15 protein-coding genes, 2 tRNA genes and 1 pseudogene are annotated in these 14,069 nt (G+C 50.0%); 9 read left to right on the top strand and 9 right to left on the bottom strand.

Translation table 11 applies throughout. The features are described from left to right. Positions 1 to 24 precede the first annotated feature (24 nt). The gene (gene dsrB, locus SK39_RS20445) at positions 25 to 213 is read right to left on the bottom strand and encodes a protein DsrB (RefSeq protein WP_003030419.1); all 189 of its coding nucleotides are present in this window, start codon (positions 211 to 213) and stop codon (positions 25 to 27) included. A 163-nt stretch (positions 214 to 376) separates the two neighbouring features. Here dsrB and yodD point away from each other — a divergent pair, with 163 nt between their 5' ends. Next, complete coding sequence (yodD, locus tag SK39_RS20440) at positions 377 to 604, top strand: YodD family peroxide/acid resistance protein (protein WP_003030417.1); 228 nt, start codon at positions 377 to 379, stop codon at positions 602 to 604. Between the two features lie 206 nt (positions 605 to 810). On the opposite strand, the gene SK39_RS20435 is transcribed toward yodD, so the two are convergent. Both SK39_RS20435 and SK39_RS20430 read right to left on the bottom strand, forming a co-directional pair. Continuing rightward, positions 811 to 996 (bottom strand): YodC family protein, encoded by a 186-nt coding sequence (locus SK39_RS20435; protein WP_003030415.1) that lies wholly within the window; start codon positions 994 to 996, stop codon positions 811 to 813. Between the two features lie 77 nt (positions 997 to 1,073). After that, a complete protein-coding gene (locus SK39_RS20430) occupies positions 1,074 to 1,988 on the bottom strand; it encodes a DUF808 domain-containing protein (RefSeq protein WP_171279035.1) in 915 nt (304 codons plus the stop codon). A gap of 175 nt (positions 1,989 to 2,163) precedes the next feature. Between SK39_RS20430 and yedA the strand changes: the two genes are divergently transcribed. After that, entirely contained in the window at positions 2,164 to 3,084 is a 921-nt protein-coding gene (gene yedA / locus SK39_RS20425) for a drug/metabolite exporter YedA (RefSeq protein ID WP_048217369.1), read from the top strand. On the opposite strand, the gene SK39_RS20420 is transcribed toward yedA, so the two are convergent. The 3 genes from SK39_RS20420 to SK39_RS20410 all read right to left on the bottom strand — a co-directional run bounded on the left by SK39_RS20420 (position 3,076) and on the right by SK39_RS20410 (position 5,723). Then, entirely contained in the window at positions 3,076 to 3,543 is a 468-nt protein-coding gene (locus tag SK39_RS20420; RefSeq protein ID WP_003030411.1) for a very short patch repair endonuclease, read from the bottom strand. The two genes, yedA and SK39_RS20420, sit on opposite strands and share 9 nt — an antisense overlap. Next, positions 3,524 to 4,954 carry a DNA cytosine methyltransferase gene (locus SK39_RS20415; RefSeq protein WP_048217368.1) on the bottom strand — a complete coding sequence of 477 codons (1,431 nt, stop codon included), beginning with the start codon at positions 4,952 to 4,954 and terminating at the stop codon, positions 3,524 to 3,526. The genes SK39_RS20420 and SK39_RS20415 overlap by 20 nt, the downstream gene beginning before the upstream one ends. A gap of 76 nt (positions 4,955 to 5,030) precedes the next feature. Continuing rightward, positions 5,031 to 5,723, bottom strand: coding sequence for a phosphohydrolase (locus tag SK39_RS20410; RefSeq protein WP_048217367.1), 693 nt, complete (start codon positions 5,721 to 5,723; stop codon positions 5,031 to 5,033). 441 nt (positions 5,724 to 6,164) lie between these two features. Here SK39_RS20410 and ompC point away from each other — a divergent pair, with 441 nt between their 5' ends. Beyond that, positions 6,165 to 7,355, top strand: a complete 1,191-nt coding sequence (gene ompC / locus SK39_RS20405) for a porin OmpC (RefSeq protein ID WP_048217366.1) — start codon at positions 6,165 to 6,167, stop codon at positions 7,353 to 7,355. A gap of 102 nt (positions 7,356 to 7,457) precedes the next feature. Here ompC and SK39_RS20400 read toward each other — a convergent pair whose 3' ends face one another. Then, complete coding sequence (locus SK39_RS20400; protein ID WP_003839058.1) at positions 7,458 to 7,790, bottom strand: EmrE family multidrug efflux SMR transporter; 333 nt, start codon at positions 7,788 to 7,790, stop codon at positions 7,458 to 7,460. A gap of 296 nt (positions 7,791 to 8,086) precedes the next feature. On the opposite strand from SK39_RS20400, the pseudogene SK39_RS27605 reads away from it, so the two are divergent. After that, positions 8,087 to 8,266: pseudogene (locus tag SK39_RS27605) on the top strand (hypothetical protein); the annotation flags it as partial. A 27-nt stretch (positions 8,267 to 8,293) separates the two neighbouring features. On the opposite strand, the gene SK39_RS20395 reads toward SK39_RS27605, so the two are convergent. Then, a tRNA-Ser gene (locus SK39_RS20395) sits at positions 8,294 to 8,383 on the bottom strand. Positions 8,384 to 8,476: 93 nt separating this feature from the next. Here SK39_RS20395 and mtfA point away from each other — a divergent pair. The 5 genes from mtfA (at position 8,477) to SK39_RS20370 (ending at position 13,113) form a co-directional block, all read left to right on the top strand. Next, positions 8,477 to 9,241, top strand: coding sequence for a DgsA anti-repressor MtfA (gene mtfA / locus SK39_RS20390; RefSeq protein ID WP_003030306.1), 765 nt, complete (start codon positions 8,477 to 8,479; stop codon positions 9,239 to 9,241). A 132-nt stretch (positions 9,242 to 9,373) separates the two neighbouring features. After that, positions 9,374 to 9,449: transfer RNA gene (locus SK39_RS20385), tRNA-Asn, on the top strand. Positions 9,450 to 9,709: 260 nt separating this feature from the next. Continuing rightward, positions 9,710 to 10,747, top strand: a complete 1,038-nt coding sequence (locus SK39_RS20380; protein ID WP_003030303.1) for an extracellular solute-binding protein — start codon at positions 9,710 to 9,712, stop codon at positions 10,745 to 10,747. Then, positions 10,731 to 12,419 (top strand): ABC transporter permease, encoded by a 1,689-nt coding sequence (locus SK39_RS20375; protein ID WP_048217365.1) that lies wholly within the window; start codon positions 10,731 to 10,733, stop codon positions 12,417 to 12,419. The genes SK39_RS20380 and SK39_RS20375 overlap by 17 nt, the downstream gene beginning before the upstream one ends. Before the next feature lie 10 nt (positions 12,420 to 12,429). Beyond that, a complete protein-coding gene (locus SK39_RS20370) occupies positions 12,430 to 13,113 on the top strand; it encodes an ABC transporter ATP-binding protein (protein ID WP_048217364.1) in 684 nt (227 codons plus the stop codon). Between the two features lie 24 nt (positions 13,114 to 13,137). On the opposite strand, the gene ldtA is transcribed toward SK39_RS20370, so the two are convergent. Beyond that, entirely contained in the window at positions 13,138 to 14,067 is a 930-nt protein-coding gene (gene ldtA, locus SK39_RS20365; protein WP_048217363.1) for a L,D-transpeptidase, read from the bottom strand. Positions 14,068 to 14,069 lie beyond the last annotated feature (2 nt).

The following is a 14,069-nucleotide window of genomic DNA, read 5'->3' as shown; positions in this document are numbered from 1 at the left end:
CAGAATCAAACAGCGGAACTCATCTCACTCCACTTTTTCCACAAAGATACCATCCTGATGACCTGATTCATTAAAGAACCAGATACCGAGCGGGTAGTCTTCCAGCGAAACCAGGTACATGGTGCCTTCACTAAACTCTTCGATTGCCAGTACCACGCCCGGTCGACGAGGACCGCCGTCCGTTTTGACTGTGACCCGATCATTCACCTTCATAGTTTTCCTCCTGTGGCTTTGTGCCAGTGTAGAACAAATTCCTTTTTCTGGCAGCGCTCTGCACGCGCGATTGCGGGTTTTATCGACGGTCTATACTTAAGTTGTGCGTATCTGATGTTTGGGTACGCTCCCCCGGTATCCTTAACGGTTGAGAGGTATGAGGATGAAAACCGCGAAAGAGTACAGCGATACGGCCAAACGTGAAGTCAGCGTCGATGTGGACGCGCTGCTAAAGGCAATCAACGAAATCTGCGAGAGTGAAATTCATCGCAGCCAGGATGACCCGGAGCGCGTTAGCGTCGACGGCCGAGATTACCATACATGGCATGAACTGGCCGACGCGTTCGAGCTTGATATCCATGACTTTAGCGTATCGGAGATCAATCGCTGACTGAGGGCGAAAAAAATCCCGGCCCTTATAGGGTCGGGATCAAGCTTGCTTATGCAAGAAGCACTTGTAAATTCGTTACACCAGAAAATCTGATGTGAACCAAACCTTATCTGCAATTTTTTTGCCTGACAAGTAAATAATTCTCACCAAAATGATAAATATAACTAATGGGTGAGAGATCACCAGGTTACGGTCGAGTCAAATGTTCAGGCATCCTGACAGAGCTGTCTTCGCTCGCCCGGCACCACCAGTTCATCTTCACGGAATGCTTCCCGTTTAACGCCAAAGCCGTCGTACCAGCGACACTCCACCATTCCGCTGGCATACCCGGTAACGATCATACGTGGGCCACCCTCTTTGGAGGTGACTTCCTCACTGACAGAAAAGACCATACCTGCCTCCTGTATCAAGAGAAACCTTTACACCTTAGATGACAAAGAGGCGTTTTGCATAATCAGTCCTGTAACAATTAGTGCGAAACTCCGCGCAGTTTGGTGACAGCTTTCACCAGCAGAACGACAATCCCACCGATGATAAAGCCGAGCACCAGGTTAAGCAGGGTCGGAAGCATTAGCGAAATCAATGTACTTTGCTGTTGAGCAAAATGTTCAATCGCATGATGCAGCGGTGATATTCCGTGTACCACAATACCGCCCCCCACCAAAAACATCGCCAATGTACCGACCACAGAAAGTGTTTTCATCAGCCAGGGGGCAACCACCAGCAACCCTTTCCCCAGCGACTGGGCAAGTTGGCTACGTTTTTCTGCCAGCCAGTACCCGATGTCGTCAAGCTTAACGATAATCCCGACCAGGCCATACACGCCCACGGTCACCACTAACGCGATACCCGATAACACCAACACCTGATTCAGCAAAGGTGCATCCGCTACAATACCCAGCGTAATCGCAACAATCTCGGCAGACAAAATGAAGTCAGTACGTATTGCCCCTTTGATTTTATCTTTCTCAAAGGTGAGTGGATCCTGTGCGGCCAGAGCAGCCAGACGCTGCTGACGCTCTTCCGGGCTTTCTTTGTGCTTACGCGCCTCCAGGGTATGCAGAACCTTTTCTACCCCTTCAAAACAGAGAAACGCCCCACCTACCATTAATAATGGGGTGATCGCCCAGGGAATAAATGCGCTTATCAATAGCGCCAACGGTACAAGGATAACTTTGTTTAAAAACGACCCCTTCGCCACGCTCCAGACCACCGGGAGTTCACGGTTCGCCCGCACGCCCGATACCTGCTGCGCATTAAGCGACAGATCATCTCCCAGCACGCCCGCGGTTTTTTTCGCGGCCAATTTTCCCATCACTGATATATCATCCAGCAGCGTGGCGATATCATCGAGTAAGGTTAGTAAGCTACTTCCTGCCAAAATTTTGACCCTCAATATTATTTTTTTGCAGTCATAAGTATGAAGTAAAACACGCCATGCTGAAACTGACCTTTCTGGTCAACAAGTTTTTAACATCGACACGTAATTATAAATCTCGCCAGTAAGATAGTTTTGACGTTTACTATGTTGCACCTTTTTATTTCTACCGTGAGGGATTATGCGTTTCAGGCAATTGTTACCGCTTTTCAGTGCGCTATTCGCGCTGTACATCATTTGGGGTTCCACGTACTTCGTTATTCGCATTGGTGTTGAAAGCTGGCCGCCGTTAATGATGGCAGCCGTACGTTTTCTCTCTGCGGGAATTTTATTAACAAGTTTTTTACTTATTCGCGGGCATAAGCTCCCCCCCTTACGCTTAATCCTAAACGCCGCGTTAATTGGTATCCTGCTGTTGGCTGTGGGTAATGGACTGGTCACCGTCGCAGAACATCAAAATGTCCCTTCCGGTATTGCCGCCGTGGTGGTCGCCACCGTCCCGCTATTTACGCTGTGTTTTAGCCACTTTTTTGGCATCAAAACGCGCAAACTGGAATGGTTGGGGATAGCGATTGGGCTCGCAGGGATCATCATGCTGAACAGCGGAGGCAATTTAAATGGCAATCCGTGGGGCGCTATTTTAATCCTGATCGGTTCGATAAGCTGGGCGTTTGGCTCGGTGTACGGTTCACGCATTACGCTACCCGTTGGCATGATGGCCGGAGCCATTGAAATGTTAGCAGCCGGTATTGTGCTGATGTGCGCATCGTTACTCTCCGGGGAAAAACTGACCACCATGCCAACATTTTCAGGCTTTATGGCGGTGGCTTACCTGGCCCTGTTTGGCTCCATTATTGCCATTAATGCGTATATGTTCTTGATCCGCAATGTCAGCCCGGCGCTAGCCACCAGCTATGCCTACGTCAATCCGGTTGTTGCGGTGCTGTTAGGTACCGGTCTGGGGGGAGAAAGACTAACCCCTATCGAATGGCTGGCGCTCGGCGTGATCGTGTTTGCTGTGGTGCTGGTAACGTTGGGGAAATACCTGTTCCCTGTTAAAGCGGATGCCGTCGCGAGTTCGTCGGAAAAGACATTACAGTAAATGAATACCGAGAGTGTCGATCTGCGCGGTGTCGCCACCGCCGCAGATCCACTCGATGACACGTTCAGATAACGCTTCATCATCCAGCTTTTCGCGACCACGCAGGGCGCACTCCCAGACAATCAGTACGCGCCAGCCAAGAGCCTGCAATTTTTCACAATCCCGCGCATCGCGTTGGACATTTTTGCCTATTTTTTCCAGCCAGAATTCCGTTCGTGTCGCGGGGACTTTAAACAAATAGCAATTGTGGTGGTGCCAGAAACAACCGTGAGTAAAAATCACACAATGATAATCATCCACCACAAAATCGGGGCGACCGGGTAACGTCGCATCCTGCACGCGAAACGTTACCCCCTGCTCTGTCAGCACGCTGGCAAGGCGTTTTTCAATTGCGGTATCGCGGGTGGCTATCGCCCGCATATTTTTACTGCGTGTTGCTTTATCGTGAACGTCTGCCATGCAGGTTCTCTTTCTCGCGAATAGCAACTGCCTGCCTGATTTTTGGCTCCAGCAGCCTGGCCACCGCCGCAAATGCCGGAACGACCACCGAATTACCAAACTGGCGATAAGCCTGAGTATCTGACACGGGGATCCTGAACTGATAGCCTTGCGGAGATTCAAACCCCATCAGGCGCGCGCACTCTCTGGGCGTAAGTCTGCGTGGGCGGTGTCGCTGATTCTGCGGATCGTCAAAATCTTTTTCACCCAGCGCCATATCCCAGCCACGGTCAATCAGAATCTCCGCCCCATCCTTATAATAACGCGCAGATAATGTGCGCGTTACGCTATCAGGGTTACCGGGATACACCATGCCATAGCCAAATCCATTTCCCCGCGCCTGATGCTTTTTCGCATAGCGGTAGAGGTATTTCCACAGCACCGGCGTCAGCACATATTTCGCATCGACGTTCGGCTCAAGCAGTTCCGCCAGGGTAGTACGCCGCTGCGGATAACGCGTGACAATATCCCGCAGCGTGAAGTCTGATTTCAAATTCAGATCGCGTCGGAAGCCGACAAGCACGATACGTTCGCGATGTTGAGGCAAAAAATGTTGCCCATCGATAATTTTCGGATCATCCGGACCGTTATCTGCCGCATCTGCCACGTCATACCCCAGCTCGTCCAGCGTCTGCATAATGATGCGAAACGTTTTGCCCTGATCGTGACTCTTCAGGTTTTTGACGTTTTCGAGCACAAATATTGCTGGTCGACGAGCGTCGATAATGCGCACCACGTCAAAAAAGAGTGTGCCTTGTGTATCACAGGCAAAACCGTGGGCCCGCCCTAACGCATTTTTCTTTGACACCCCGGCCAGGGAGAAGGGCTGACAAGGAAATCCCGCCAGCAGTACATCGTGTTCTGGAATGTGCTGGCGAATATGTTCTGCCGCCTGCTGGTCGCTCACCCCATCCTGATGGCTCAGCGTGACATCACGAATATCTTCATTAAAGTGATGCTGGAAGGGATCGCAATAGTTGTTCGCTTTGTAGGTACGCACCGCATGCTTGTTCCACTCGCTGGTAAACACGCACTGCCCACCAATTGCCTCAAAGCCGCGACGAATCCCGCCAATGCCGGCAAACAGATCGATAAATCGAAAGGCATAATGCGGATGATGCGCAGGTGGCGTCGGCAGCAAGGAATTCAGATAAGTAAACTCATTGTCGCTGAGGCGATGCCATGTTTCGTTCGCCACCACTCGCTTAAAGATGGCCGGACTCCAGCGGTTCTCGCCAACACCGTTCAGATAAGCAACCAGGGTTTTCACGTCATATATTTCAAGCAACTTAGCCAAAATCACCTGCGCGGCGGCCTTGTTATCATCTGTCATCGGGTTCATGGAGCCTGCTACTGAAAAATTATCCTGCATACATTTAACCGGCCGAAATGGATAACCGACAGATTAACATAAAATAGTGCGGTTGACGTTGCGGCTGTACTGGCGACTAACGTGCTTTAAAGGGTTGAATCGCGTCAAGATCCAGCATTTCATACTCTCCTTTTAACTCCGCACTCAGCTTCGCCATATACGTCAGTAAGAAGTCAGCATTATGCTGCGCTAAATGTCGTCCTTGTTCAGTGTGCATCGTCGACGGCAACGTCAATAACTTCGTCTGGAAGTGATCGAGCGCGTACTGTTTGTCGTCAAGGCCACGCTGGCGGGCAAACGGATCTTCCGCATCAAATAGCGCCACGCCTAACGCACCAGACACAGCAAATACGCGCGCTAGACCGATAGCCCCCAGCGCCTCAAGCCGGTCCGCATCCTGCACGATTTTCGCTTCAAGGGTTTCTGGTGCAATTTTGGCGCTAAAACTGTGCGCCTCAATGGCATGGCACACGGCAGGTATTCTTTGTTGTGGAAAATCCGGAAAATCGCGCATCAAAATGCGACGCGTTTCCAGAGCTGCCAGTACCGACGAACGATGACGCTCAGGATGGTTCTTTGGCAGGCTGACGAGATCATGGAAGTAGCACGCGGTCAGCACCACTAGCCAGTCTACAGTAGCATCTGTACTCAGCTTTTGCGCCGTCATCCACACACGACGAAAGTGAAAGATGTCATGCGCGGCATCTTGTCCGGAATGGTTATCAGCTAACCAAGCTTCAAATTGCGACTGCCAGTCGTGCAGTTTCATGCTATCTCCCTTTGTAGAAAGAAAATCACCTTAGCAACAATTTTCATTGCAAACCACTGCCTGCCCCATTACATAATTAACTTTTATTATCACACCGAAAACAAAATCCACATGAATTTATAAAAACCATAATTTCAATATCAACAACCATATTATATGAATAACAAAAATAAATACTCCACACAAATAAAATTCAAATTTCAAATAAATAGCCAGATATACATAAGATATTGATTAAAAATAATTTATGTGACAAATAACAATTTAACTAACATATATTTATAGTTATAAAAACACACCGATGAAACATTTAGAAATATTTTAAATACATTTGTTACATGTTATATTTTAAATTAAATGAACTTCATAGATAGTATCCAAATGTAGTTGCTTGGATAGTACTACATATTCATTTTAATTATCATGCAAAGGGAATACATAATGAAAAGAAAAGTATTGGCACTGCTTCTCCCTGCTTTATTAGCTGCAGGCGCAGCAAATGCGGCTGAAATCTATAATAAAAACGGCAATAAACTGGATCTGTACGGAAAAGTCGATGGTCTGCGTTATTTCTCTGATGATGCAGGCAGCGACGGCGACATGACCTATGCGCGTCTGGGCTTTAAGGGCGAAACGCAGATCAACGATATGCTGACTGGCTATGGTCAGTGGGAATATAACATTCAGGCCAACGGTACCGAAGGTGACAAAGGCGATTCATGGACTCGTCTGGCCTTTGCCGGTTTAGGTTTTGGTCAAAACGGTACTTTCGACTACGGTCGTAACTACGGCGTCGTGTACGACGTTGAGGCCTGGACCGATATGCTGCCAGAATTCGGTGGTGATACCTACACTCAGACCGACGTTTACATGCTGGGCCGTACCAACGGCGTTGCTACCTATCGTAATAAAGGCTTCTTTGGTCAGGTTGATGGCCTGAACTTTGCCCTGCAGTATCAGGGTAATAATGAAAATGGTGACAGTCGGTGGAGTGGTCAGGAAGGTTCCGGTAACAGTGAAGGCCGCAAACTGGCGAAAGAAAACGGCGACGGTTTCGGTATGTCTACTTCCTATGACTTCGACTTCGGTTTAAGCCTCGGTGCGGCATACTCCGCATCTGACCGTACCGACTCTCAAGTTGCTCGCGGTTACCAGGACGGTATGAACAAGCGCAATAACTACGCTGGCGGCGAAACAGCTGAAGCCTGGACTGTTGGCGCGAAGTATGACGCTAACAACGTTTACCTGGCAGCCATGTATGCAGAAACCCGCAATATGACCTATTACGGCGGCGGCAACGGCGAGAATAATGGTGGCATTGCTAACCAAACCCAGAACTTTGAAGTTGTGGCTCAGTATCAGTTCGATTTCGGTCTGCGTCCATCCATCGCTTACCTGCAGTCTAAAGGCAAGGATTTAGGTGGTCAGGAAGTGAGCCATGGTAACTGGCGTTACGTCGACAAAGATCTGGTCAAATATGTTGAAGTGGGTATGACTTACTACTTCAACAAAAACATGTCCACATACGTTGATTATAAAATCAACCTGCTGGACGAAGACGACAGCTTCTATGAAAGCAATGGTATCGCAACTGACGACATCGTTGCCGTTGGTTTAGTCTATCAGTTCTAATTACGACAAAAATACGCAAGCCCGCTTCATACCAAGCGGGCTTTTTCACCGCACAGGGATAAGCTCTGCTAACAGCGCCAGATATCCGACATTCTTTTAGAATTAATGCGGGGAAGATTTTGAAAAAATATTGATAACCAGAACCCCAGCGCAAATCAGGAACATGCCTGCGATCGCCGGGAAATCCAGCTTTTGCCCACTTACCAACCAGCCCAAAAGGCTGATTAATACGATTCCAGCACCAGACCAAATTGCGTACGCAATACCCGTTGGAATCGTCGACAGCGTCTGAGCGAGAAGATAAAAAGCAGTGCAGTAGCACACAATGGTTGCGACAGATGGCCATAGACGTGTAAACCCATCAGAGAACTTCATCAGGGTTGTACCTATTACTTCAGCTACAATGGCCCCGGCAAGGAAAATGTATGAATTCAAAATCTGGCCCCATGTGACAATCTACGATAATTATCATATCACAAAGGGTTAAGTGAGTTTATCCAAAACAAGGCGTGGGCATAACCCCAACAAATATTGCAATCTTGTCACCGTCTTGTGCGCCCGCTCATCGCTCAAAGATAACTGTCAGATTTATTCTTGAGGCTTGTTGCTAATTTCTCTAACGGCCTGGTTTCTGGGGCTATCTTCTTCTAGCATAAAAGCCAAAATAACTTTAGCTACCCTGCCCCTGGTTTAACTTTGAGCCGCAGGAAAAAAACTTGATAGAAACGAGAAAGGACAAACAACTATTCTCAGATCACAAAACTGAACGCCAGGTTGCGGTTTATGACAGAAAAGTGAAAATTTCCCCCACACTGGATCTTCCAGTATTGGGCAAATCAGAACATGATGATGGCGAGCTTTATACTAAGCGAATATACCGACACTATACCAAGTGTGACATGAGTCGTTGAAAGGAATTGAGCTAAGTGTTTGAATAGTGGCGGAGAGAGGGGGATTTGAACCCCCGGTAGAGTTGCCCCTACTCCGGTTTTCGAGACCGGTCCATTCAGCCGCTCTGGCATCTCTCCGTTTTGGCGGTTGCCATGATGCCAGGTAATTTGGCATTTTAACAGACCCCGTTCCGTCAATTTCGTTCAAGTGACGAGTTTGCGAGCAAAACGATGATTAAGTGGCCCTGGAAAGAGCAAGAAACAACCCGGAGTGACGACTGGCCGTGGGACGACGCCCTGGCTATTCCTCTTCTGGTGAATCTCACCGAGCAAGAACAAGCCAGACTTATCGCCCTGGCCGAACGCTTTTTACAGCAAAAAAGATTGGTAGCGCTTCAGGGGTTTGAACTTGACCCACTGAAAAGTGCGCGCATTGCGCTGCTTTTCTGTTTGCCTGTCCTGGAATTAGGGGTCGAGTGGCTCGACGGGTTTCATGAAGTTCTCATCTACCCTGCCCCGTTTGTCGTTGACGATGAATGGGAAGACGATATTGGGCTGGTGCATAATCAACGGGTTGTACAGTCCGGGCAGAGCTGGCAGCAAGGTCCGATAATCCTTAACTGGCTCGACATTCAGGATTCTTTTGATGCCTCCGGCTTTAATCTGATCATCCATGAAGTGGCACATAAGCTTGATATGCGTAATGGCGACCGCGCCAGCGGTATTCCGGCGATCCCTCTGCGAGATATTGCCGGTTGGGAGCACGACCTGTATGCCGCAATGAATAACATTCAGGATGAAATTGATCTGGTCGGTGAAACCGCGTGCAGTATAGATGCTTACGCAGCAACCGACCCGGCCGAATGCTTTGCCGTTCTTTCGGAGTATTTCTTCAGTGCTCCTGAATTATTTGCGCCACGTTTTCCGGCCTTATGGCAGCGTTTTATTCAGTTTTACCGCCAGAACCCCATGGAGCGGTTACGCGATACCCGCTAAGATGGTCATTATCGCTCACCAAATGTGCATTAACGCTGAATTTGAAGATTAATTAAGCAATTGAAATGACGCGCTAATTTTACTGTTGACACCTCATGGTGAGGTCAGTAATATGCGCCTCGTTCACACGATTCCTCTGTAGTTCAGTCGGTAGAACGGCGGACTGTTAATCCGTATGTCACTGGTTCGAGTCCAGTCAGAGGAGCCATATTTAAGAAGCCTGCTTAGGAAACTAAGCAGGCTTTTTGCTTTTTCGGTCGCTATAAAATCCCCTCTGATAAGCACCCTGCCTGCTCTGCACCCCCGTTACATGCCGCATCACAACGTTGATTAAAGTTATGTAAATGTAAATCGTTTAAACTTTGCAATTATTGTAAGTGCTAGTGATTATCATTTATTGTACGCGAGCCAAAGGAACGAGCCCCCGCTCGGTTCACTGTACGTTCCAATTACTCTGGGATATAAACGATGAATTCTCTGCCTCGCGCCGGACTGCGCCGTATCACTCTTGCCTCTTCCCTGGTCTTCTCAGTTAGCCTACCGGCTTTCGCTCAGGAAACGTTAACGCTCTATACAACCCGTGAACCGGGTCTGATCCAGCCTTTGCTTGATAGCTGGACCAAAACCAGCGGCATCAAAGTCAGTACGGTCTATATCAAGGACGGTATGCTTGAGCGCGTTAAAGCTGAAGGTAAAAATTCACCTGCCGACCTGCTGATGACCGTCGATGCCGGTAATCTCATTGATTTAGTGGAAGCGGGTGTAACTCAGCCAGTAGAGTCAGAAGCACTGAAAACCGCTATTCCGGCTAATCTGCGCGGTGCAGATAATCAGTGGTTTGCGCTGTCGATGCGTGCCCGCGTGCTGTATGCCGAGAAGTCACTGCCAATCGATAACTGGCATTACGAACAACTCGCCAGCCCTGAGTACAAAGGTAAAGTCTGTATTCGTTCCGGACAGCACCCGTATAACACGGCGCTGATCGCCGCAATGATTGCTCATCACGGCGAAGCAAAGACCGAAGAATGGCTGCGCGGTGTGAAAGCTAACCTGGCGCGTAAAGCTACTGGTGGCGATCGCGATGTTGCTCGCGATATCCTCGGCGGCATTTGCGATATTGGTCTCGCCAACTCCTATTACGTCGGCCATATGAAAAATGCCAAAGAAGGCAGCGATGCGCGTCAATGGGGCGATGCGATTAAAGTCGTTAAACCTACCTTTGAAAATGGCGGTACACACGTCAACATCAGTGGTGCAGCTGTAGCCCGCTATGCGCCAAATAAAGCCGATGCCGTTAAGCTGATGGAATATCTGGTTTCAGCACCTGCCCAGCAGCAATATGCGAAAGCGAACTTCGAATACCCGGTACTGAAAGGCGTGACGCTTGACCCGGTTATCAACGCAACTATTGGCGAAATCGACGTCGATAAAACACCATTAACCGAAATCGTTAAATATCGTAAACAAGCTAGTCTGCTGGTAGATAAAGTTGGATTCGATCAATAAACCTCTGCAGTTTCCGACGTTACGCGGCCTGGTTTCCGGGCCGCAGTCATTATTAACGCCGCTACATCTTGGCGCACTGTGCGTAGCACTTGGCGTTCTGACACCGATCATAGCGCTGATTTGGCAGGCTACCCAGGCCGATTTATCTCACTGGGATAATCTCCTGACGTATGTACTACCTGCAGCACTAAAAAATACCGTGCTGTTATTAGCCGGTGTCGCGGTGATGGTCGGCGTGATTGGCGTAGGCAGCGCATGGGCGGTAACGGCATGGGATTTCCCCGGACGTAAAATACTTAGCTGGGCGTTACTGTTGCCGCTGGCGATGCCGACCTACATTGTGGCCTTTGCGTGGCTTGATCTGCTGCATCCGATTGGCCCCCTGCAAACCTTTATCCGTTTTTTACTGGGTTTTGACAGCCCAAGACAGTTCCGTCTGCCAGATTTACGCTCACTTTCCGGCGCAATCATCCTACTCGGATTGGTGCTTTACCCATACGTGTATCTGACAACCCGTGCCATGTTTATTAGCCAACCGGCCCATTTACTGGAAGCCGCACGCACGCTGGGATGCAGCGCAACCGGAACCTTCTTTCGTGTTGCATTGCCCATGGCCCGTCCGGCACTGGCCGTTGGGATCAGCCTTGCACTGCTGGAAACGCTCAACGATATTGGCGCATCGGAGTTTCTCGGGGTACAGACGTTAACCGTTACCGTGTACACCACATGGATCTCGCGTTCTGATTTATCTGCCGCGGCACAAATTGCCTGCATGATGCTGATGTTTATATTCCTTATTCTGACGCTGGAATTTTATGGTCGCAGAAAACAAGGATTCAGCAGTCGCAGCCTACGGGAAATTCAACCTACGCGCGTGCAGGGCTGGCGTGGCTGGCTGCTCGGTGGCGTTATTTCACTGCCTGTCCTGCTGGGTTTTCTGGCTCCGGTTCTGTTTTTAATGTGGGAAAGCGCCAAACGCATAGGTGATGAGAATCCGCTTTCCTCTTCGTTACTGTCAGCATTACAAAATACGCTATCGCTGGCGGCGGGAACCACGCTGGTGGTGGTTTGCGTCAGTATGTTAGTGGCCTGGAGCGCGCGTCATAGCGCCGCAGACAACGCCATGCCAGGATTTCGTCGCGGCGTGATGCGTCTGGCTTCTTTAGGCTATGCAGTCCCCGGCACGATTCTGGCAATTGGTTTTTTGACACCAGCCATGGCGGTCGACCGCTGGCTGGCCGATTTACTGGATGTTCGTGGTCTGCCGCTGATGTCCGCCGGGATCCTGCTGGTAATTTGTTGTGCCATGCGATTCCAGGCGATTGCCATTGGCGCACTGGATTCTGGTCTGGGCCGTATCCCCCCCTCGCTGGAACAGGCGTCTCGTCTGTTGGGTGAGAATGGTACGGGGACGTTTGCACGGGTCCATTTTCCCCTGCTGCGCCCAGCGTTAGTCAGCAGTGCCCTGCTGGTTTTTGCCGATGCCATGAAAGAACTGCCAACAACGTTGCTTTTGCGCCCGGTCAATTTCGAAACGCTGGCAACATTGTTGTATGCGGAAGCCGCCCGTGGAACCTATGAAGAAGGTGCTATCGCCGCGCTAATGATTGTTTTAGCTGGCACGCTACCGGTTATTTTGTTGGTGCGTCACCAAATGACTCGCCGTGGTTAAGAGAGCAACAATGTCAGAAATTGCATTACGACTCCAGGATGTACACATTACTTATGGCAACAGCCAGCAATCGGTACTGAGCGGATTTTCAATGTCCGTACATAAAGGTGAAATCGCCTGTCTGCTGGGCGCTTCAGGCTGCGGAAAAACCACGGTGCTACGCGCAGTTGCCGGATTTGAACGCCTGCAAAACGGAGAGATCTATGTGTCACAGCGCCGTGTTGCCGGTCCCGGCATTCATCTGCCACCGGAAAAACGTCATGTCGGCATGGTCTTCCAGGAATATGCGTTATTCCCCCATCTGACCGCGCAGCAAAATGTGGCCTTTGGATTGCGTCGCATGCCGCGTGAGGAACAACAGGCCAGAGTGACTGAGCTGTTGAAAATGGTGGAGTTACACAGCCATGCCAACCGCTATCCGCATGAGCTTTCAGGCGGGCAACAACAGCGTATCGCCCTTGCGCGCGCGTTGGCGCCACATCCGGAAATCCTGTTGCTCGATGAACCCTTCTCCAGCCTTGATAAGCGCACACGTGAACGTCTTGGCAACGAGGTACGGGATATTTTGCGCGCCGCCGGGCAAACGGCGCTGTTGGTTACCCACAGCGAACACGAAGCTCAACTAATGGCAGACCATATTGGCGTGGTAAAAATGGGGCAGTATCAAATAAAAAAAGCGACCCATCCGACCTGAAGGTCACCAGGGTCGCCCTGAAAATTAATAATGTTTCTGTACCAGGCTGATGTTCACCGGCATACCGGAACGTCTTTCCAGTGCCTGGTTCCCACGGCTCACATCCACGTCATTCCCGCTGATAAAGGTACGCAGAGCGGGAGTGACTGGCAAAGGTACCTTTCTGTCAGACTCGTATTCCGAACGATTTCGCGACAGCGGCTCATGCACTTCCACCCAACGACTACCGTCCGGCTCTTCGCTGTATTTCACCGGTCGGTCAATTAATTGTACACGGGTCCCTACAGGCACCGTATCAAACAGGTACTTGATGTCGTCATTCCGCAAACGGATACACCCCTGGCTTACCCGCAGACCAATACCGAAATTGGCATTTGTCCCGTGAATGGCATAAAGCCTGCCGATATAAATTGCATACAGGCCCATCGGATTTTCTGGCCCGGCAGGAACAAATGCTGGCAAGTTTTCCCCGCGAGCGGCGTATTCGCGTCGGGTATTTGGCGTCGGTGTCCAGCTTGGCGCTTCCTGCTTACGCTCTACCGCCGTCACCCAGTTGCGCGGCGTTTCTCTACCCGCCTGACCAATGCCAATGGGTAAAACCTCAACCGTATTGCTGCCAGCAGGATAATAGTAAAGCCGCATCTCGGCGACGTTGATGACAATCCCCTCGCGTACGGTATCCGGTAATATCAGTTGCTGCGGCACAACCAGCGTTGAACCCGATTTAGGCAGAAAAACATCGACGCCCGGATTGGCTTCAAGCATATTGCTCAACCCCTGCCCGTACTGAGCGGCAAATGCTTCCAGCGGCTTGGTATTACCTGGTGGAACCGTAATAGTCAAAGGGCTACCCACCAGGCGACTGCCCTCTGGCGGCAGTGGATAACTTACCGCCTGCGCGCCCTGACTCGCAAGCAGCATAATGAGTGAACAAAGCAGTTTTACACGACGCATCT

The sequence above is a fragment of the Citrobacter sp. BIDMC107 genome (assembly GCF_001037575.1).
GTDB lineage: Bacteria > Pseudomonadota > Gammaproteobacteria > Enterobacterales > Enterobacteriaceae > Citrobacter > Citrobacter freundii.
Note: the sequence above shows the minus strand (reverse complement) of the source record. Positions and strands in the feature narration are given on the sequence as shown.